Origin of the sequence: Treponema socranskii subsp. socranskii VPI DR56BR1116 = ATCC 35536 (assembly GCF_000468115.1) — a bacterium.
In the GTDB taxonomy this organism is placed as follows: Bacteria; Spirochaetota; Spirochaetia; order Treponematales; family Treponemataceae; genus Treponema_D; species Treponema_D socranskii.
The window spans coordinates 12,105-30,684 of the sequence record NZ_AVQI01000020.1; the positions used below are offsets into that span (position 1 = coordinate 12,105).

Consider the following 18,580-nt stretch of genomic DNA (forward strand, 5'->3'; position numbering starts at 1 on the left):
GCCGACGGCGTACTTTCTGCAGATTGTGCACTGCTCGTTTCTTCCGCAGCTTCCGCACAACAACCCGCGCTATCGCGTGAGCTTTCTGTACACGACCCTGCGCGGCACTTCGACGTCGTCTCCGAACTGGGCTTTCCGCCACGCCGCGTACTCCGACCAGTTGCCTTCGAAAAAGCGTACTTGGCTGTTGTTTTCAAAGGCGAGTATGTGCGTGCAGATCCTGTCCAAAAACCAGCGGTCGTGGCTGACGACGAGCGCACATCCGGCAAAGTCTTCGAGGGCTTCTTCGAGCGCGCGCACCGTCTGCACATCCAAGTCGTTCGTCGGTTCGTCGAGCATCAAAACGTTACCCGCTTCTTTGAGCATCATGCCGAGATTCAGCCGATTTTTTTCGCCGCCGGAAAGTACGCCGATCTTTTTATTCTGTTCCGCGCCGGAAAAATTGAACCACGAACAATAGGCATGCGCGTTTACTTCGCGCACTCCGCCTTCAAGCGCTCTGCCTTTTTCATCGACCGCTCCCAGCTTGACGATATCCTGTCCGCCGGAAAGCAGTTCGTACACCGTTTTGTCGGGATCGAGCTTCGAGCGGAGCTGATCGACGTAAACCAATTTTACCGTCGAACCGATTTTGATTTCACCGGAATCCGGTTTTTCTCCGCCCTCTTTGCCGTCGAGCCGTTCTACCGTTTGACCGGCCGCATCCGCGATCAATTTGAACAGCGTCGTCTTTCCCGCGCCGTTCGGTCCTACGATGCCCACGATCGCGCCCGCCGGAATGTGAAACGAAAGATTTTCGAACAGGAGTTTGTCTCCGTACGATTTTGTTAAATTTTCCGCATCGATAACCGCCCCTCCGAGCCTGGGACCTGCGGGGATCGAAATCTCCGTGTCTTTGAGCGCGGTTTTGCCGCTTTGCGAAAGCAGTTCGTTGTAGCGCGTAATGTGTTCTTTGTGCTTCGCCTGCCTGCCTTTCGCACCCATGTGAATCCACTCGAGTTCGCGCTGCATCGCTTTTCGCCGTTCGCTTTCGCCCTTTTCTTCCAGCGCAAGGCGCGCTTCTTTTTGCTCAAGCCAGCTCGAATAATTGCCTTTAAACGGATAACCTTCGCCGCGGTCGAGTTCCAAAATCCAACCGGCCACATCGTCGAGAAAATAACGGTCGTGCGTGATCGCGATAACCGTACCCTCGTAATCGTTCAAATGCTTTTCAAGCCACGCGACCGTTTCCGCGTCCAAGTGGTTCGTCGGTTCGTCGAGCAAAAGGATATCGGGCTTTTGCAAAAGCAGCCTGCACAGCGCAACGCGCCTGCGCTCACCGCCGGAAAGCACGTCGACGATTTGATCTCCCGGCGGACAACGCAGCGCTTCCATCGCGAGCTCCAAATTCGCATCGAGATTCCACGCATCGAGCGCATCGAGCTTTTCCTGCAGCTCCGCCTGCCGCGCGCCGAGTTTGTCGAAGTCCGCGTCGGGATCTCCGAACGCTTCGTTTACTTTATCGAATTCCGCAATGAGGTCGGTAATCTCTCTGACACCTTCGCCGACGATCTCTCTGACCGTTTTCCCCGCTTCGAGTTCCGGCTCCTGTTCGAGATAGCCGATCGAATAGCCCGGCGCGAGATGCGTTTCGCCCGTAAACTCCGTATCGCGTCCCGCAAGTATTTTAAACAGGCTCGATTTACCCGATCCGTTCGGCCCGATGACGCCGATCTTTGCACCGTAATAATACGAAATGCCGATATTTTTCAAAACGACTTTTGTGCCGTACGCGCGGCTCACATCGTCCATCGTGTAGATGATTTTTTTATTGTCAACCGTCTTTGCCATACGCACATCATATCGGAAAAAAACGAATCCTGCAAGTTTTCGATTTGCATTTCCCGATTATTAAAATTTAATAATAGCGATTGATAAATTATTAATATATTTAGCCGCCCGCATTTTCCGTATCGTCTGTTCGGGCGTTTATTAATTTTCAGGGCGTGCCCCTCGCGTTTCTCGGGTCGGGCTTTGCGGGGTTCCGCGCTCGCGCGCTCCATTCCTCCGTTCGTTCATCGCTCGCTCCGGAACTTTCGCCCCTCCAATCCCTCACGCTTCGATCCTGTCCGCCGGAAGCCGGTACGGTGTGCGTACCGCATCAAGCACATGCGGAAACCTTGAATTCTGAAGAACCTTAATGCTATACTCGCGCTATGACCAAAGAAAAAATTGATATGTGTCCGTGCGGTTCCGGTAAAAAATATGCGGACTGCTGCGAACCCGTTATCACCGGCAAAACAAAAGCCGCTACGGCGGAAGCGCTCATGCGCGCGCGGTACACGGCATACGTCGTACATGCAATCGACTTTATCGTAAACACGTGCAAAGAGGGTGAAGGACGCGGCGACATAGACCGCAAAGCAACGGAGGATTGGAGCAAGCAGTCCGTGTGGCACGGTTTGAAAATTCTGCGTACCGAAAAAGGCGCGGCGGGCGACACTGAAGGCATCGTCGAATTCGAAGCCGACTATACGCGTCACGGTCTTCGCGATAAACATCATGAAACCGCAGCGTTCGAAAAAACGGACGGCGAATGGCTGTATACGACGGGCAATCTCAAAACGACGACGATTCGCCGCGAAGGTAAAAAAATCGGGCGGAACGATCCCTGTCCCTGCGGCAGCGGAAAAAAATACAAACAATGCTGCGGGCGGTAAACTCGGTACGATATGGCTGAACGAATCGTCACAGGCTTTCATGCAATCGAAGAGCGCATACGGAGTGATTCGCGCGGAATCGGCCGGATGCGCATCTTCTGGAGTAAAGCGGGGCCGCGCGCGAAAAAAATCATCGCGCTTGCAAAACAGGAAGGCATTCCTTGCGAACAAGCGGACGATGCCGCACTCGATTCGCTTGCCGCGCGCCTTTCCGAAACCGCACGCGACCACCGCGGTATCGTGCTCTGTATTTCGGGAGAATCGGAGAATGCACACAATATCGTCGATTTTGACGAATGGCTCGCATCTCTTCCGTCCGATTATGACGCTTCGTCGGAACAAAGCGGCGCTTTACAAAACAGCGGACCGGAAAATTTGTGTACGACGGTGCTCGTGCTCGATTCGGTGACCGATCCCCACAACGTCGGAGCGATTATCCGAAGCTGCGATCAGTTCGGTACTTCTCTCGTTATCTTACCGCAGGCTAGAAGCGCAAACGACATAGCACATAACGAAGTGATCGCCCGCTCAAGCGCAGGAGCCGCCGCGTGGGTTCCCGTGAGCGTCGTGCCGAATGCGGTGCGCGCGGTTCAACGCTTAAAAGACGCGGGCTTTTGGGTATACGGCGCAGATGCCGGCGGAGAGGCGCTTGGTTCCGTCGACTTTGCACGGAGAACGGTCATCGTCATGGGAAGCGAGGGAAAAGGGATTTCACCCCTTCTTGCAAAACAGTGCGATGCGATCGTATCTGTTCCGACCTGCGGAAAAATCGACAGCTTAAACGTATCGGTTGCCGCGGGCATTTTGCTGTATGAACGATACCGGCGTTTTGCGGCTACCCTGTCAAAGCAGCAGTCTTTTTGAGCGCGGCGTGATTGCATCGCCGAAGTCCCGCTCCTTAAAAAATCGCGCCTTATCGAATCGCTTTTTGTACGAGCACCTGCAGAAGCGGAATCACCTCTTTTTCAAACCACGGATTGTGCTTTCGCCAGCCGAAATTGAGCGGCGAGGGATGTACGAGCGGAAAATACTCGGGCAGGTAATTGTTAAAATTTTTTACCGTTTCGGTTAAGTTTCGCTCCGCCCACATTCCCAAATAATATTTTTGCGCGTACGCTCCGACTAAAATTGTCAGGCGGACGTCCGGCATAAGCGCTAAAAGCTTCGGATGCCATGTCGGTGCAAATTCTTTCCTCGGCGGCAAATCGCCGTGAGCGCCTTTTCCCGGATAATAAAAATCCATCGGCATAATTGCAAACAGATCGGGGTTATAAAACTGTTCGTCCGTTACGCCGAGCCATTTTCGAAGCAGCCGTCCGCTTGCATCGTTCCACGGTTTTCGCGTTTCCTGTGCGATCCGTCCGGGTGCCTGCCCGACAAGCACGATGCGCGATTTTGCCGACGCGGTGTAAACGGGAGACAGTCCGCGATTATGCAGCAGCGCATTCGTTTCGGCGCGGTCTATTTTGTGATAAAGGAGCGGGAGCATAAGCGTATAACCTCGATAATAAATATTATCTGTTTTTCTAAAATAAATAAATATTCATAGATATGTATATCTCTGTTTTTTAAATTTCCGCTTTTTCAATTGCTAATATGATTTTACCGGCAGAAAAAAACGGCTCTCGAGCTAATGCAACATCAAGGACAATATCGGTATCAATAAAGACCTTTTTTATCATAAATATTTGTCCTGTAATGCTTCACTGAGCATATCTTTATATGATTTTCCATTGTCATAAAACATTCCGGAGATACTGTCAGTTATCGGAGATTTCATGGAAAGCGCTACACTACATATTCTTTGTTTTGTACTTTTATTTTATATTTCGCCGCTCGTTGTCAGACACATAATAATTCGCTATGATACAGCGTATGGAAAAAACGGTATCGCGAAACAGAAAAATCGCATTGACGGGCGCGCTCTGCGCGCTTGTCGTCGTCCTCGGTATGCCGCCGCTCCACCTCGGCATGATTCCGCTCGGCCCGAACGCGTCGATTACGATCATGCACATCCCCGTTTTGCTCGCCGTTATGCTGTCGGGAGGCGCATCGGCTCTCGCTTCGGGGATCGCCGTCGGCACGGTGTTCGGTGTGTTCAGTTTAATCCTTGCGGCGATAACGCCGACCGGCGCGCTCGATCCGCTTTTTATCAATCCCGCCGTTTCGGTTTTGCCGCGTGCGCTTCTTGCCGCAGCCGCTTGGCTTTTATGGCGGTTTTTGTCGCTCATTCCGCATTTGCCGAAAACGGTTTCCGCCGCGCTTGCCGCGTTTATTTCGACGCTCGCGCATACGTGTTTTGTCATCGGTGCGCTGTATATCTTTGCCGGCGGCAGGATGATGAGCGCGATGGGCGGCAAAGGTTTTATCGCCGTGCTGCTTTTACTGCTGCCGAACGCTCTGCTCGAAGCTGCCGCTGCGGCGATCGTATGTGCGGCGGTGATCGCATCGGCGACGGTCGTTGCAGGGAAAAAATCGAAATTGTCGCAGGAAGATAAAAATTAATAATATGAATATCGCACTTAATAAAACTTCAAATTAATTAATAAGGAATACATTCGATGCGGATCGTTATTATCGGTGCCGGTTTTACCGGCGTGCAGCTTGCAAAATTATTGATCAATGAAAAAAATACCGTCGCGATTATCGACAACGATGAAAACAATGTGCGTCACGTTTCGAATCAGCTTGACTGTACGGTGATGCTCGCCGACGGCAACGATTTGGAAACGCTCGAAGAAGCGGGTATCGCGAAAGCCGACGCGCTCGTATGCGTTACGGAAAACGACGAAGTGAATATGATAACCTGTTCGCTCGTCGACGCGGTATATCCCGACATCGTAAAGATCGCGCGCGTGCGCAACTACGCGTACTACGTCAACACGGCGGCCGCAAAAAAGAGCCACGCGGATTCGTTCGGCGGAAAGCATCGGCCTCTGTACGGCATCGATTACATGATCCACCCCGACGTGGAAGCCGGCGAAGCGGTCGTTCAAGCGGTCGAAAACGGCGCGGTGAGCGATGTGCAGGTTTTCGGAAACAATGCGTACGAGCTGACGCGCATGACGGTCGCAAAAGGAAGCAAGCTTGCGGGGCAAAAACTACAGACTGTCCGCACGCTCATCGATAAGCCTTTCCTCATCGCGTACGTCGAAGAAAACGGCAAAACCTCTCTTCCGAGCGGCAATACGGTTCTCAATCCCGGCGACAGCATCGGCGTGATCGTCGCCAAAGAAGACGTTCCCGAATTGCTCGCGCTTTGCGGTTCCGAGCAAAAAGAATTGAAAAACATTGCGCTTATCGGAGCGGGAAGAATCGGTACGATCATCGCGGAACGATTGATTCAACCGAAGGAAAAGCGCTCGCTTTTCGATCTGTTTTCGAAGCAGGTTATCAAACGACCGCAAAAATTCGTCATCATCGACAGCGACGAAGAGCTGACGAAAATCGCATCCGAGCGTTTCCCGTCGGCAAAGGTTTTTTGCGCCGATGCGACGGACGAAGCTTTTTTGCAGGAAGAAGGGATCGCGTCGTTCGATTTGGCGATCTGCGCGACGCACAATCACGAAATGAACATGGTGCTCGCGGCCTACCTGGAATCGCTCGGTGTCGGAAAATCGATAAGCCTTGTTACGAGTTCGGCCTTTTCGTCGATTTCGCGGAAGCTCGGCGTCGACGTACCCGTTCCGATCCGCGATGCCGTCGTCGATTCGATTATGAGTCATTTGCGCGGAAAATCCGTTAAAGAAATTCACACCGTGACGACCGGCGATTTGGAAATAATCGAGTGCGCTCTTCCCGGTGATTCGAAGGCGATCAATAAAACGCTCCGCGACATCGCAAACCCCGGCGTGTTTTTAATCCTTCTTGTCAAAAAATACGATTCGCAGGTTTACGAAATACCCGCCGGCGATACGCGCCTCAACGCGGGCGATCACGTTATCCTTATCACCGTCGCGGAAGAAAACGGCAATGTCGTTTCGTTTTTCGGCGGCAGCGTAAAATAGGGGAGCGGCGTCATGGCGGTTTTAACGTTTTTGAAAATCATATCCATTATTGTCGCATTTATCGGCGTTTCGTTTTTAATTCCGATCGGCACGGCTCTCGCGCTCGGAGAGACCTCCGTCATCGCTTCTTTCGCCGTTCCGATGGTCGCAAGCTGGATCGCGGCGATCGTCATCTTTATCGCCGGACGAAAAACGGAAATACGTCTTTCAACACGCGGTACTTTCGTCATCGTCGCGCTTGCGTGGATTTCCGGAAGCGTATTCGGGGCGCTGCCGCTCTGGTGCAGCCGTGCGATCCCGCACTTCGCCGATGCTATCTTCGAAAGCGTCAGCGGTTTTTCGACGACGGGAGCGACGATTTTGAGCGAAGTCGAATCGCTGCCGCGAAGCATCAATCTGTGGCGGTGCGAAATGCACTGGCTCGGCGGTATGGGTATCGTCGCGCTCACCGTCGCGCTTTTGCCCCTGCTAGGCGTCGGCGGTTTTCAGCTCATCAAAGCGGAAACGACAGGTCCCGAAAAAGGCAAAGTGACGCCGAAGATTACGACGACGGCAAAAATTTTGTGGATTTCCTATACCGCACTTACGGTCGTGCAAACGGTGCTGCTCTTGTTTGCCGGTATGGATTTTATCGATGCGCTTTCACACGCGTTTGCGACGCTCGGTACCGGCGGCTTTTCGACGAAAAATTCGAGCGTCGGTACATACGGTTCCGTTTCGATCGACGTCATCTGTACGGTGTTTATGTTTTTGTCGGGAATCAACTTCAGCTTATACTACTACGCCGTCACCGGAAAATTTTCCGAGATCCGCGATAACTCGGAATTAAAAGCGTATTTCGCCGTTTTTATTGTGGCTTCGCTCGGTATTGCGTTCGTTATCACAAAACAGTACGGTTCGTTTTTGCAGGCGCTCAGATACGGTTCGTTTCAAGTCGCTTCGATTTTGACGACGACGGGATTCGGCACGGCGGATTTTACAACGTGGGCACCGACTGCACAATTATTAATTTTTATACTCTATTTTTTAGGCGGCTGCGCAGGCTCTACCGGAGGCGGTATAAAAGTCGTGCGCTGGGTCGTCCTTGCAAAACAGCTGCACAACGAAACCGAAAAAATGCTGCATCCGCACGGTATATTCAATATTCGATTAAACGGAAAAGTTGCCGGCAAAGATTTGGCGCCGAACGTCGCCGCCTTTGTTTCGCTGTATCTTTTGCTCGTGTTTATCACGACGGCAATCGGCTGCCTTTTCGATTTGGATTTGTTCAGCGCTTTGACGGGTGCGCTGTCGATGGTCGGAAACGTCGGACCGGGCTTCGGAAAATTGGGGCCGGTGTGCAATTACGGCTTTCTTCCCGATACGGTCAAATGGTGGTATTCGTTTGCGATGCTCGCCGGACGGCTTGAACTCTATACGATGATTTTGTATTTCCTGCCCGCATTTTGGAAAAAATAAAACCGGAACGCAAAGCCGCGCTCCGGTCGTTTTAATAATTAATAATTATTATTTAACTTTAACGGAGCCGAGGCAGATATTTTTTTTCGTTTCGGTATCGAAGACGATGATATCGTCTCCGACGATGTCGAAACGGATCGGCTTATCGACCGCATAGTCGATCGAACCGAATACGACGGAAGATAAAATATCGCCCTTGAGGTTGATTTTGACAATCGTCTCCATACCCGACGGAAGCGTCGAATACGCAAGTCCCTCGATAGCGCCGCTGTCCCTGATCGGAAGAAATTCCGGACGGATGCCGATGATGACGTCTTCTCTTTCAAGCTGCACGTCTTTTTCGCACGCGAAGATCGCATCGATGCCGAAAAATTGTACCGCGAGTTCGTTTTTCGCCGTCTGCTTTGCTTTTGCCGGAATGAAATTCATCGTCGGGTTTCCGATAAAATCCGCGACGAACAAATTCGCCGGCCGGTTGTAGACGACGAGCGGCGGATCGTACTGCTGCAGGTCGCCCTTTTTGATCAAACAGATGCGCGTCGCAAGCGTCATCGCTTCGAGCTGGTCGTGCGTAACGTAGACGAAAGTCGAGTTCGTGTCCGAATGCAGGCGCTTCAATTCCGTGCGCATTTCGCTGCGCAGTTTCGCGTCGAGGTTTGAGAGCGGCTCGTCCATAAAAAGCACTTTCGGTTTGGGCGCGAGCGTCCGTGCGATTGCGACGCGCTGCTGCTGTCCGCCCGACAATTCGGCCGGATAGCGGTCTTTGAATTCTTCGATTTTTAAAGTCTTTAAAACTTCCCGTACGCGCTCTTCGATTTTGCTTTTCGGCCACTTTAAATTTTCAAGACCGAAGGCGATGTTTTTATACACGGTCATGTGCGGCCACAACGCGTAGTTTTGAAACAAAAAGCCGATATCGCGCTTGTCGGGCGAAACGTTGATGCCTTTTTCCGAATCGAAAACGACCGTATCGCCGATGGTGATCCTGCCTTCCGTCGGCGTTTCAAGCCCCGCGATCATACGCAGCGTCGTCGTCTTTCCGCAGCCGGACGGACCGAGCAGCGTGATGAATTCTCTGTCTTCGATAACCATATTGAGGTGATTGACTCCGACAAAATCGCCCCATCGTTTTGAAACATCGTGTAATTCTATTCGCGGCATATATTAACCTCCAATTCCTTTATCAATAGATGCGCCGGTAAATTTATTAATCGATAAATTAATAACAATAACAAATACGACCAGTAACAGGTTGATGCCGTTCGCAAGCTGATCGACGCCGTTTCTCGTGTAGTATTCGAGAACGTTTGTCGACAGCGTAACGCTCGATGTGATCAGTGCAAACAGCGTATACTCTCTCATACAGGATATAAACGGCAGCAGATAGCCGCTTATAAAACTCGATTTTTGGATGGGAAACAAAATCTTCGTCATCCGCTTGCCCCACGGACAGCCGGTGATTATTGCAGCTTCTTCGATTTCACCCGAAACCTGCAGCATCGCGTTCGTTCCGCTGCGCGACGCAAAGGGCAAAAACTTTATGCCTCCGACGATGATGCACAGCGCGACGGCTGACCATTCGCTGAGCGTCGTCGCAACGTCCAAAAAATGAAACGCATTCGTCTTCGACAGCGAAAAGAAAATTGTGCTGAAACTCAACGCGGGAATCAAGTACGGCAAGAACGCCAAACTGGAAACGTAATTGGCAAGACGGCTTCTCCTGTTTTTGCTGACGGCGTATCCGATCAAAATGCCGCAAGTTCCGCAGATAAACGAAACGATGACGGCGACGATGATGGTTCTGCCGAATGAATGCAAAATCGTGCTGTTGTGAAAGATGCCGTTCAGAGAATAATCGCGCGCGCCGACAAAGGCGTCGTCGATTGCGGGCGTCGGAGAGATCCAATATTTGAGCGTAATCGAAGAAAAATCGCCGGCCGTTTCTTCGAGGCTTTCGAGTACGAACGAAAGCAGCGGAATGACGGCAAAGAACGTTACGATAATGAGCGTCGTAACGGCGATGGGCCACTTCGCCTTTTTCAAATCGATTTTGGTGATTTGTCCCGATTTGCCGGATACCGTCGTAAAGCTCCTGCGGCTTTTTGTAAACCGGTTGTTCAGCGTCAAAATCAATACGCTGAAAATCAGCAGTATCGTTGCGATGACGTAGCCTTCGCCTTTTTTCCCCGTCATCAGCGCCGAGCGCAGCGTGATCGAAATCGAATTGAACGATCCGTCTTTATTTAAAAACTGCGGAACGGTGTAGCTTGAAATGGAACTCGCAAACACCAGCAAAACCGTCGATATCATCGCGGGCGCGACGATCGGCAAGGTAATCCTTCCGACGATTTTTAAGCGCGACGCTTTTAAAATCGTCGCCGCTTCTTCAAGGTTCGCATCCATGTTCCGCAGTATGCCGCCGATCAATATGTACGCGAACGGTGCGTAGTGCAGACCGAGCACGATTGCCGTCGGGAAAAAACCGTAGACGAGCCATTGCGGCGCGCTTATTCCTGTCAACGCCTGCAGCAGTCCTTCTCCGGGACTTCCGCTCACGTTCGTGTTTTTGAAAAAATTTTCCCAAAACATCGCGATCGACCACGACGGCATGATATACGGAAAAACGAATACCGTTGAGATAAAGCGCTTAAACGGTATATTCGTCCGCGTGATAAAGAATGCGAGGTTGCCGCCGAATACGACCGCGATCGTACAGGCGATCAGCGCCATGAGCACGGAACGATACAGCGGGATCCAAAAAAAGTTTTTCGAATACAGCGGCGTCAATTTGTTGAACAACAGCGACGGCCATTGCAAAAACGTAAAATCGCCGCGCTTTACGGCCGCATCCCAAATCTCATTGATGTTTTTTGCTTCCGAAACGCTTTGAACCGTAAACGAATCTTTGACCATCGAAAAAAGCGGATAGATGACGGTAATCGTTAACACGATGCCGAAAAAAACGATGATGCAATTGGAAGACTTTGAAAAAAATTGTTTTATGTGATTTAAAATTTTTTTAAAACAAAACGGAGCGGGTTGTGTTTTTAGTGTTTGATTATCGGTCATATGTATCTTCTCCCAAATAATCCAACCGCGCCGACGGCGGATGAAAACGCGGTGTCGCTTTCCGCCCGCCGTACATGCCGGTTAATCTTCAATGCGATTAACCGGCCGCCGGTTGATTATTAAGATTTTAAGCGATGCGGCGGATTATTTTTTTGCTTCGTCTTCCGCCTGCTCCTGCTTTGTTACTTCCGTCGCTTTGCTGTTCGACGTAACGAGCGCCAACAGTTTATTGACTTGGGAGACTTTGATATTTTTTAAAAATGCGTAATTTTCATTGATCTCTCTTGCGATGTGCGTGTCTTTATCCCAATCGCCTTTTGCGTAGGTGATGTCGTTCGAGCACGGGAAATAATATCCGTATTGATTCGCTTTTTTGCCGTCCGCCGATGGAGTCGCGGAATTGTAAACCATCGCTTCGTAGCATTCCTTCGTCAGCAAAAAGCGTGCGAACAGACATGCGGTATACGGATGCGCGGCATTATTAACGATTTGAGAACACATCGTATACATGAATCCGTTGAAGCCGTCGATTTCCCAATCGAACTGTACCGTCTTTTTCGCTTGAATCGTTCCCGCTTTGCCGATGACTTTTCCGTTTTTGTCTTTGACGTCTTCTTTTTCGTAGAACGAAGGATCCGCACCGACGATGCCGCCGTAATACTTTGTCGCAGCGTCTTTCATCTTTGCGAACGCACCGTAGTACACATAGCCGCGGTCCCAATCGTATTTGAGCTGAGTTTCTTTCATCGCCGTACCGTCGGATGCATGCCAGCGTGAAATATTTGCAATCATTTCGGTAACCCACTGTTCACCGGCTGAAGCATAGCCCGTTTCCGAAGCGCTCCAATCTTTGTTGTAATAATCTTTGTACGCTTTTTCGATGCGCGCTTGATTTGCCGGAGCTTCGCAGCTTAAGAGAAAAGACATATTGATTTGTTCCGTAACCGGAGATTGGAACGATACTTTGTCCAAGTGATCGGGATCGGCCGATGTTCCGGCGAGCTGCCAAATATTGTATAATTTTTTTCCGGTCACTTTTTCAAAGTTCGTATTCGTATAAAATATTTTATTGAAGTGAATGCCTTTTAACGGATACGTGTCCGCTTCGGATAATCCCATCTCTTTCCAATCGGACGGAACGAAGTTGCACACAATACCCGCGGCATCGTAGTCGGCGAGAGAGCGGACATCCTGTACGAGAGCATAGTCGGCAAAATACGTTTTATCCGCGACTTCGAGCGCCGTCAACAACGTGTAATCCTTATAGCTGTTGTTTACATAGACATTGTCTTTGCCGTCTTTCGTACCGTAGTGCAGCCAATCGTAGTGTTCCGCGAATTTCGTTGCAGCCGTTTTCAGCGCGGAAGTCAAACCGACGATTTTGAAAGTGTCGTTCGACGCTTCCATTTCCGCCTTTGCCGCCGCTTCGAGTTTTTCAAGCGGCATTTTGCTTGCTTTTGCAACGATGTCCGCAGTGGACCCGGCTTTTTTCCCGCTGCCGCACGCACCGATACATAACACCGTCAAACCGAGCATCGCCGTTTTAAATAAATTTTTTTTGATCATACTACGTTTTCCTCCTGATGTATAAAACGATAGATAAAATACAAGCGCGCATCCGTTTGTATAAAACAGATGCATAAAGCGATTGCGCCTGAGTTTTTAAATTGATTTCATTTCAGTATAAATGAGAAAAATCGCGTTGTCAATAAAATAATCGAACGCTACGATAATTTCGGCCGGTCGTAGACCCTACGAGCGGTACGGAGCGCCTGAAATTTATTGAACATTCGCCTTGATTTATAATACGCAATCGTGTATACTGAACGTATCAATTTTATATTGGGGTACAGAGAGTATGAGTGATATTTATATCAATTATAACGGAAAATCGGGATTCAGCAGAGCGGCCGATAAAGGCGCGCTTGCCGGTACGGCGATAAGCTATGCGGATTTTAAAGGCGTCAGCGGCGATATCAAATCGGGCAGCGATGTCGCATACGGTATTACTATGAGCTCCGGAGACGTGCAGGATTTTATCGCAAACTACGAAGTGGATTCGATTTTTACTGACGCGGAAAAAGGTTGATTTTTCTTTCGAAAACCGCATCGCAGACCGTTTTATTCTGCAATTGATTCGCAATGAAAACTTCGTTCCGGTGCGGAGCGGAGTTTTTTTTTATTCGTGCGGAGGGTTTAATACCCCGATGCCGCTTGAAGCTTCGCTGCGAGGAGAATTATTAATTATGACGGAATTGCCGCTCAAATACGGATGCAACCCGAACCAAAAGCCCGCGCGGGTATTTATCGAAAAAGGCGAGCTGCCGTTTGTCGTTTTAAACGGAACGCCGGGCTATATCAATTTGCTCGACGCGCTCAACGGCTGGCAGCTTGTTAAAGAGCTCCGCGCCGTAAGCGGCATAAGCGCTGCGGCTTCGTTTAAACACGTGTCGCCTGCAGGAGCCGCCGTCGGTTTGCCGCTTTCCGATACGCTCAGGCGAATTTACTTTACGGAAGACGCCGAGCTTTCACCGCTCGCCGCCGCCTATGCCCGTGCGCGGGGGGCTGACCGCATGTCGTCGTTTGGAGACTTTATCGCATTGTCCGATCCGTGTGACGAAGCGACGGCTCGCCTCATTGCAAAAGAAGTGTCCGACGGCGTCATCGCGCCCGGCTACGACGGCGCCGCACTCGAGCTTTTAAAAGCGAAAAAAAAAGGTGCTTATGTCGTCCTGCAAATAGACGACACGTACGTGCCCGAAAAAATCGAACGAAAGCAAGTGTTCGGCGTTACGTTCGAGCAGGGACGGAACGACAGTATCATTGACGCTTCATGCTTGACGAATATCGTAACGAAAAATAAAACGCTTTCAGATGCCGACATATTAAATTTATTAATTTCGCTTATCGTGCTGAAGTACACGCAGTCGAACAGCGTCGCCTTTGTCAAAGACGGGCAGGCGATCGGAGTCGGTGCTGGACAGCAGTCGCGCGTTCACTGCACGCGCCTTGCCGCCGGCAAAGCGGATACGTGGTGGCTCCGCCAGTCGCCCGAAGCGCTCGCCCTCGAATTCTGCGACGGCATAAAGCGAGCCGAGCGCGACAATGCGATCGATGTATACGTCGGAAGCGAATCTGCCGACATACTCGCGGACGGAGCGTGGCAAAAAGTATTTAAGAGGAAGCCGCCCGTTTTTACGGAAGAAAAAAAACGCGCGTGGATTTCGAAAAACGGCGGCGTTGCCGTCGGAAGCGATGCGTTTTTTCCGTTCGGCGACAACATCGAGCGCGCGCATAAAAGCGGAGCTTCCGTCGTAGCTGAGCCCGGCGGTTCGATCCGCGACGACGATGTCATACGCACGTGCGACGCCTATGGCATGGTTATGGCATTTACCGGCACGCGCCTCTTTCATCACTGAGCGATGTGCCGCAGGCGATGCATCGCCGTTTTGCCGATCGGCCGCCGCAAGCGCAGATTTGAAGCGGCCGTCCGAACATTACGGAAACCGCACGTCCTTTTGCACTTTCAGCGCTTGGCGCCCCATTCGGCGTAGTAGTCGTCGAGCGATTTTTTGATGCCCTCGGTGATGACCGTTTTATCGCCGTGCGTGTAAAGCGCGTCGATTATGTCGTCCATCGAAACGATCGCGCGGGCGGGAAAGCCGTATGTATCGGAAATTTCGTCGAGTGCGCTTTTATCCGTCGTAAGTCCCCTTTCCATTCTGTTTATCGACACGACCAAACCGATGACGGCCGCGTTTTCACTCTGCGCTTTGATAATCGGGTAGGTCTCTTCGATCGATTTGCCGCTCGTCGTCACGTCTTCGATTATTAAAATTCTATCGCCGTCGGAAATTTTTCCGCCGAGCAAAATGCCCGCTTCTCCGTGGTCTTTCGCTTCTTTGCGGTTCGACGAATAGCGTACCTCCTTGCCGTACAATTCGTCGTAAGCGATCGCCGTCGCAACACCGAGCGGAATGCCTTTGTACGCAGGGCCGAACAATACGTCGAAATCGTCTCCGAAATTATCGTGAATCGTTTTTGCGTAAAATTTGCCGAGCTGCAAAAGCTGAGAGCCCGTTACGTATGCTCCCGCGTTGATAAAAAACGGAGAGTGCCGCCCGCTTTTGAGCGTAAAAGAGCCGAACGCGAGCGTGCCGCACGAAACCATAAAATCGATAAATTCTTTTTGATAATCGGTCATAGCACTTCCGATATTTCAGTTTCAAGCTCCGCAATAAAAGTATTGCTTCCCTTTTTTCTGTTCATATACTCTAAAAACGCTTGAAGTTCCGGCTTCTGCGTTTTGCCGCCGCCTTGCCGTTAAGTATAACCTTTGTTACCCCGTCAGGCAACAGTATTTTGTCGTTTTTCGTACGGTTGGTAATGATGAAAAAATCGCGTATCGTGTATGAAAAACCGCTTACGGGCGGATTTACCGGAAGCGCGCACGATATCCTTATCGAACTGCTTTTGAAAGAGAGCAGTCGGTCGAATCGTAAAATTAGCTTATCCTAACTCCTTGCAATTATCTTCGAAAAAGCATATAGTTTTTGCGAAAGCATCATAAAAAGTGTCGTCTGAAATATCACCGCCGATGGATGAATCTATGAAACCCGATTATAAAAACTGGGTGCCGAAAGAAGTGCTCGTCCTTTTTACCGCCTGCACATGCGTTTCGTTTATCTTGCTCGCTGTTTTCGGAATTGCCGGCGTCGGCGTTTCGGGAACGTTCAGGGCTGTGCTTTCGGTGCTGTTTGCGCTCTTTTTTATCGGCTTCGGTGCTGCAGCGATGCTGTTTTTGCGCTGGTACCGCGCATTCGATTACAACGGCAAGCGGCAGATGTCTCGCGGCATTATCGAAGGGACGGCGAAGTATGTGACGCTGCCATCCGGCGGTACGGGACTTGACGTCGGCTGCGGCAGCGGCGCGCTTACGATTGCGTGTGCAAAGCGGAATCCGCAAGGGACGATGCTCGGCGTCGATCCGTGGGGTGCGGAGTACCGCTCGTTCAGCAAAGCGCTGTGCGAAAACAACGCGCGGGCTGAAGGCGTTTCGAATGTGCGCTTTGAAAAGGGCAACGCGGTAAAACTCGATTTTCCGGACGAAAGCTTCGATGCGGTTACGAGCAATTACGTGTATCACAATATCACCGGTGTAAATAAACAGGCGCTGCTTTTTGAAACGCTTCGCGTGCTGAAAAAAGGCGGTGTCTTCGCGATTCACGATCTCATGTCCCGTTCCCGCTACGGCGACATGGATGCGTTTGTTGCGGACTTAAAAGCGAAAGGCTATGAAAAAGCCGAACTGATCGACACGACGCAGGGCATGTTTATGACGCCGAAAGAAGCGAAGTCGCTGCAGCTTGCGGGCTCGACACTGCTCGTCGGCAAAAAATAATCGGGCGAACGAAACGTTGCGGAATTGTTAAAACGATACCCGCAGGCGGAAGTTACGGGACTCGACTATTCGGCAATATCGGTTAAAAAATCGCAGGAAGTAAACGCCGATGCCGTACAAAACGGCAGGTGTCGCATCGTACAGGGCGGCGTTTTCATGGTCGTCAATGAAGCGGACGGCAAAAACAAAGCCGATGAAAAGTGGACGACTATTATAGACGGTATGAAAATCTACGGTAAGGAAGAATTGGAACGCTATCTTCGAGAGGCGGGATTTACACGAATTGAAACGTATCGAAGCGAGGGAAAGCACCGGCTCACCGTCCGTGCGGTAAAATAAGCGTTTTTGGACGCTCGAATGATTTCGGCAGCCGCTAAAAAATTATTAATTATTAATAAAAAGGCGCACGGGCGGCTTTGTTATAAGCCGATCCGTGCGCCGTTCGATTGCGGGGCGAGCAGCCTACGCCCGCGTGGAGTACCGCGAAGCGTCCGCGCGTGAGCGCGGATGAGGGTTACCGAAGTACGGAAGGCGGGTTCTTCCGTTCCGTGTCGTCCGAAAAAATTTGAAAACTATGCGTTGCGTTTTACATTGAACGCGCCGAATCCGGGGTATACCGCGCCGGCTCCGAGATCTTCTTCGATGCGGAGGAGACGGTTGTATTTTGCGACGCGTTCGCTGCGGCTCGGTGCGCCGGTTTTGATTTGGCCTGCGTTGAGCGCGACTGCGAGGTCTGCGATCGTCGTGTCTTCGGTTTCGCCGGAGCGATGCGATATGATTGCCGTAAAGCCCGCTTTGTGCGCCATCTTTACCGCGTCCATCGTTTCGGAGATGGAGCCGATTTGGTTCAGCTTGATGAGGATGGAGTTGCCGCATCCGTTTTGAATGCCTTTGATGAGGCGTTCGGTGTTCGTGACGAACAGGTCATCGCCGACGAGCTGCACGTTTTTGCCGAGTTCTTTTGTCAAATGCTGCCAGCCTTCCCAATCTTCTTCGTCGAGGCCGTCTTCGATGGAGATGATCGGATATTTTTCGACGAGCGATTTCCAGTGCGCGACGAGTTCGCTCGACGTAAACGTTTTGCCGCTTTTGGGCTGTTTGTATTCGCCTTTTTTACCGCCCTTCCATTCGGAAGAAGCCGCGTCCATAGCGAGCAGGAAATCTTTTCCCGGAGCGTAGCCGGCTTTTTTGATCGCTTCGAGGATCGTTTCGATCGTTTCGTCGTCGCTTGCGAGATCGGGCGCAAATCCGCCTTCGTCGCCGACGGCCGTCGCGAGTTTTTTCGATTTTAAAATGGATTGCAATGCGTGGAACACTTCGGTGCACCAGCGGAGTCCTTCTTTAAAAGACGGAGCGCCTGCCGGCATGATCATGAATTCCTGCGTGTCGACGCTGTTCGTCGCGTGTGCGCCGCCGTTTAAGATGTTCATCATCGGGACGGGGAGATTCGTTGCATTGACGCCGCCGAAAAAGCGATAGAGCGGGATGCCGAGAGAAGAGGCCGCCGCGCGCGCGCTTGCAATGGAAACCGCAAGGATCGCGTTCGCACCGAATTTCGATTTGTCTTTCGTGCCGTCGGCAGCGATCATTGCGCGGTCGATCGCGTAGATATCGGACGCGTCTTTTCCGACGAGCGTTTCGTTGATTGCGCGGTTTACATTTTCCGCGGCTTTTAAAACGCCTTTTCCGCCGAAGCGCTTTGCGTCTCCGTCGCGCAGTTCGAGGGCTTCATAAGTACCCGTCGATGCGCCGCTCGGTACGGCTCCCGTTCCGACCGTTCCGTCGGCAAGCGTTACTTCCGCTTCGACCGTCGGATTTCCGCGCGAGTCGATAATTTCTCTTCCCGTTATCTTTGTTATAAGGCAAGATTTCATACGAACACTCCTTAAAAATGAATTGCGATTGATAAATTCGGTTTGCAGAGTTGCAAGATAGGTTGAACACCG

General features: G+C 51.1%; 17 protein-coding genes. 10 read left to right on the top strand and 7 right to left on the bottom strand.

Annotated features, from left to right (window positions below; all coding sequences use genetic code 11):
- Window positions 1–69: 69 nt before the first annotated feature.
- Window positions 70–1,830 (bottom strand): energy-dependent translational throttle protein EttA, encoded by a 1,761-nt coding sequence (gene ettA / locus HMPREF0860_RS02930; protein ID WP_021329621.1) that lies wholly within the window; start codon window positions 1,828–1,830, stop codon window positions 70–72.
- 365 nt (window positions 1,831–2,195) lie between these two features.
- Here ettA and HMPREF0860_RS02935 point away from each other — a divergent pair, with 365 nt between their 5' ends.
- Complete coding sequence (locus HMPREF0860_RS02935; RefSeq protein ID WP_021329655.1) at window positions 2,196–2,699, top strand: YchJ family protein; 504 nt, start codon at window positions 2,196–2,198, stop codon at window positions 2,697–2,699.
- A 12-nt stretch (window positions 2,700–2,711) separates the two neighbouring features.
- Window positions 2,712–3,563 (top strand): 23S rRNA (guanosine(2251)-2'-O)-methyltransferase RlmB, encoded by an 852-nt coding sequence (gene rlmB / locus HMPREF0860_RS02940; RefSeq protein ID WP_021329685.1) that lies wholly within the window; start codon window positions 2,712–2,714, stop codon window positions 3,561–3,563.
- A 49-nt stretch (window positions 3,564–3,612) separates the two neighbouring features.
- Here rlmB and HMPREF0860_RS02945 read toward each other — a convergent pair whose 3' ends face one another.
- Window positions 3,613–4,188 (bottom strand): uracil-DNA glycosylase family protein, encoded by a 576-nt coding sequence (locus tag HMPREF0860_RS02945; RefSeq protein WP_021329711.1) that lies wholly within the window; start codon window positions 4,186–4,188, stop codon window positions 3,613–3,615.
- Between the two features lie 386 nt (window positions 4,189–4,574).
- Between HMPREF0860_RS02945 and HMPREF0860_RS02950 the strand changes: the two genes are divergently transcribed.
- Genes HMPREF0860_RS02950 through HMPREF0860_RS02960 form a run of 3 tightly spaced genes read left to right on the top strand, consistent with a single transcriptional unit; the run spans window position 4,575 to window position 8,164 of the window.
- Window positions 4,575–5,204: an ECF transporter S component gene (locus tag HMPREF0860_RS02950; protein ID WP_162146988.1), complete on the top strand. Its 630-nt coding sequence runs from the start codon at window positions 4,575–4,577 to the stop codon at window positions 5,202–5,204.
- Between the two features lie 56 nt (window positions 5,205–5,260).
- Window positions 5,261–6,706 (top strand): Trk system potassium transporter TrkA, encoded by a 1,446-nt coding sequence (trkA, locus tag HMPREF0860_RS02955; RefSeq protein WP_021329742.1) that lies wholly within the window; start codon window positions 5,261–5,263, stop codon window positions 6,704–6,706.
- Window positions 6,707–6,718: 12 nt separating this feature from the next.
- Window positions 6,719–8,164 (top strand): TrkH family potassium uptake protein, encoded by a 1,446-nt coding sequence (locus HMPREF0860_RS02960; RefSeq protein ID WP_021329669.1) that lies wholly within the window; start codon window positions 6,719–6,721, stop codon window positions 8,162–8,164.
- 48 nt (window positions 8,165–8,212) lie between these two features.
- Here the strand turns inward: HMPREF0860_RS02960 and HMPREF0860_RS02965 are convergent, their stop codons facing one another.
- The 3 genes from HMPREF0860_RS02965 to HMPREF0860_RS02975 form a co-directional block, all read right to left on the bottom strand.
- Window positions 8,213–9,325 (bottom strand): ABC transporter ATP-binding protein, encoded by a 1,113-nt coding sequence (locus HMPREF0860_RS02965; RefSeq protein ID WP_021329738.1) that lies wholly within the window; start codon window positions 9,323–9,325, stop codon window positions 8,213–8,215.
- Between the two features lie 3 nt (window positions 9,326–9,328).
- The gene (locus tag HMPREF0860_RS02970; protein WP_021329666.1) at window positions 9,329–11,233 is read right to left on the bottom strand and encodes an ABC transporter permease; all 1,905 of its coding nucleotides are present in this window, start codon (window positions 11,231–11,233) and stop codon (window positions 9,329–9,331) included.
- A 144-nt stretch (window positions 11,234–11,377) separates the two neighbouring features.
- Entirely contained in the window at window positions 11,378–12,799 is a 1,422-nt protein-coding gene (locus tag HMPREF0860_RS02975; RefSeq protein ID WP_021329730.1) for a hypothetical protein, read from the bottom strand.
- Window positions 12,800–13,091: 292 nt separating this feature from the next.
- On the opposite strand from HMPREF0860_RS02975, the gene HMPREF0860_RS02980 reads away from it, so the two are divergent.
- Together HMPREF0860_RS02980 and HMPREF0860_RS02985 are read left to right on the top strand one after the other, a co-directional pair.
- On the top strand, window positions 13,092–13,322 hold the full coding sequence (locus HMPREF0860_RS02980) for a hypothetical protein (protein WP_021329605.1): 231 nt from the start codon (window positions 13,092–13,094) through the stop codon (window positions 13,320–13,322).
- 118 nt (window positions 13,323–13,440) lie between these two features.
- Window positions 13,441–14,652, top strand: coding sequence for a phosphoribosylaminoimidazolecarboxamide formyltransferase (locus HMPREF0860_RS02985; RefSeq protein WP_021329691.1), 1,212 nt, complete (start codon window positions 13,441–13,443; stop codon window positions 14,650–14,652).
- Between the two features lie 107 nt (window positions 14,653–14,759).
- Here HMPREF0860_RS02985 and pyrE read toward each other — a convergent pair whose 3' ends face one another.
- On the bottom strand, window positions 14,760–15,437 hold the full coding sequence (gene pyrE, locus HMPREF0860_RS02990; protein ID WP_021329683.1) for an orotate phosphoribosyltransferase: 678 nt from the start codon (window positions 15,435–15,437) through the stop codon (window positions 14,760–14,762).
- Window positions 15,438–15,619: 182 nt separating this feature from the next.
- Between pyrE and HMPREF0860_RS14205 the strand changes: the two genes are divergently transcribed.
- The 3 genes from HMPREF0860_RS14205 (at window position 15,620) to HMPREF0860_RS03000 (ending at window position 16,973) form a co-directional block, all read left to right on the top strand.
- The gene (locus HMPREF0860_RS14205; protein ID WP_269208001.1) at window positions 15,620–15,751 is read left to right on the top strand and encodes a hypothetical protein; all 132 of its coding nucleotides are present in this window, start codon (window positions 15,620–15,622) and stop codon (window positions 15,749–15,751) included.
- A 91-nt stretch (window positions 15,752–15,842) separates the two neighbouring features.
- Window positions 15,843–16,634, top strand: coding sequence for a class I SAM-dependent methyltransferase (locus HMPREF0860_RS02995; protein WP_021329720.1), 792 nt, complete (start codon window positions 15,843–15,845; stop codon window positions 16,632–16,634).
- Between the two features lie 24 nt (window positions 16,635–16,658).
- On the top strand, window positions 16,659–16,973 hold the full coding sequence (locus tag HMPREF0860_RS03000) for a class I SAM-dependent methyltransferase (RefSeq protein ID WP_021329715.1): 315 nt from the start codon (window positions 16,659–16,661) through the stop codon (window positions 16,971–16,973).
- 233 nt (window positions 16,974–17,206) lie between these two features.
- Here HMPREF0860_RS03000 and eno read toward each other — a convergent pair whose 3' ends face one another.
- Window positions 17,207–18,508, bottom strand: coding sequence for a phosphopyruvate hydratase (gene eno / locus HMPREF0860_RS03005; RefSeq protein WP_021329707.1), 1,302 nt, complete (start codon window positions 18,506–18,508; stop codon window positions 17,207–17,209).
- Window positions 18,509–18,580 lie beyond the last annotated feature (72 nt).

What these genes read in the sequence shown, in the direction of transcription:
- ettA (WP_021329621.1), bottom strand. Translation starts at nt 1,830, where the DNA reads ATGGCAAAGACGGTTGACAATAAAAAAATCATCTACACGATGGACGAT.
- HMPREF0860_RS02935 (WP_021329655.1), top strand. Translation starts at nt 2,196, where the DNA reads ATGACCAAAGAAAAAATTGATATGTGTCCGTGCGGTTCCGGTAAAAAA.
- rlmB (WP_021329685.1), top strand. Translation starts at nt 2,712, where the DNA reads ATGGCTGAACGAATCGTCACAGGCTTTCATGCAATCGAAGAGCGCATA.
- HMPREF0860_RS02945 (WP_021329711.1), bottom strand. Translation starts at nt 4,188, where the DNA reads ATGCTCCCGCTCCTTTATCACAAAATAGACCGCGCCGAAACGAATGCG.
- HMPREF0860_RS02950 (WP_162146988.1), top strand. Translation starts at nt 4,575, where the DNA reads ATGGAAAAAACGGTATCGCGAAACAGAAAAATCGCATTGACGGGCGCG.
- trkA (WP_021329742.1), top strand. Translation starts at nt 5,261, where the DNA reads ATGCGGATCGTTATTATCGGTGCCGGTTTTACCGGCGTGCAGCTTGCA.
- HMPREF0860_RS02960 (WP_021329669.1), top strand. Translation starts at nt 6,719, where the DNA reads ATGGCGGTTTTAACGTTTTTGAAAATCATATCCATTATTGTCGCATTT.
- HMPREF0860_RS02965 (WP_021329738.1), bottom strand. Translation starts at nt 9,325, where the DNA reads ATGCCGCGAATAGAATTACACGATGTTTCAAAACGATGGGGCGATTTT.
- HMPREF0860_RS02970 (WP_021329666.1), bottom strand. Translation starts at nt 11,233, where the DNA reads ATGACCGATAATCAAACACTAAAAACACAACCCGCTCCGTTTTGTTTT.
- HMPREF0860_RS02975 (WP_021329730.1), bottom strand. Translation starts at nt 12,799, where the DNA reads ATGATCAAAAAAAATTTATTTAAAACGGCGATGCTCGGTTTGACGGTG.
- HMPREF0860_RS02980 (WP_021329605.1), top strand. Translation starts at nt 13,092, where the DNA reads ATGAGTGATATTTATATCAATTATAACGGAAAATCGGGATTCAGCAGA.
- HMPREF0860_RS02985 (WP_021329691.1), top strand. Translation starts at nt 13,441, where the DNA reads ATGCCGCTTGAAGCTTCGCTGCGAGGAGAATTATTAATTATGACGGAA.
- pyrE (WP_021329683.1), bottom strand. Translation starts at nt 15,437, where the DNA reads ATGACCGATTATCAAAAAGAATTTATCGATTTTATGGTTTCGTGCGGC.
- HMPREF0860_RS14205 (WP_269208001.1), top strand. Translation starts at nt 15,620, where the DNA reads ATGATGAAAAAATCGCGTATCGTGTATGAAAAACCGCTTACGGGCGGA.
- HMPREF0860_RS02995 (WP_021329720.1), top strand. Translation starts at nt 15,843, where the DNA reads ATGAAACCCGATTATAAAAACTGGGTGCCGAAAGAAGTGCTCGTCCTT.
- eno (WP_021329707.1), bottom strand. Translation starts at nt 18,508, where the DNA reads ATGAAATCTTGCCTTATAACAAAGATAACGGGAAGAGAAATTATCGAC.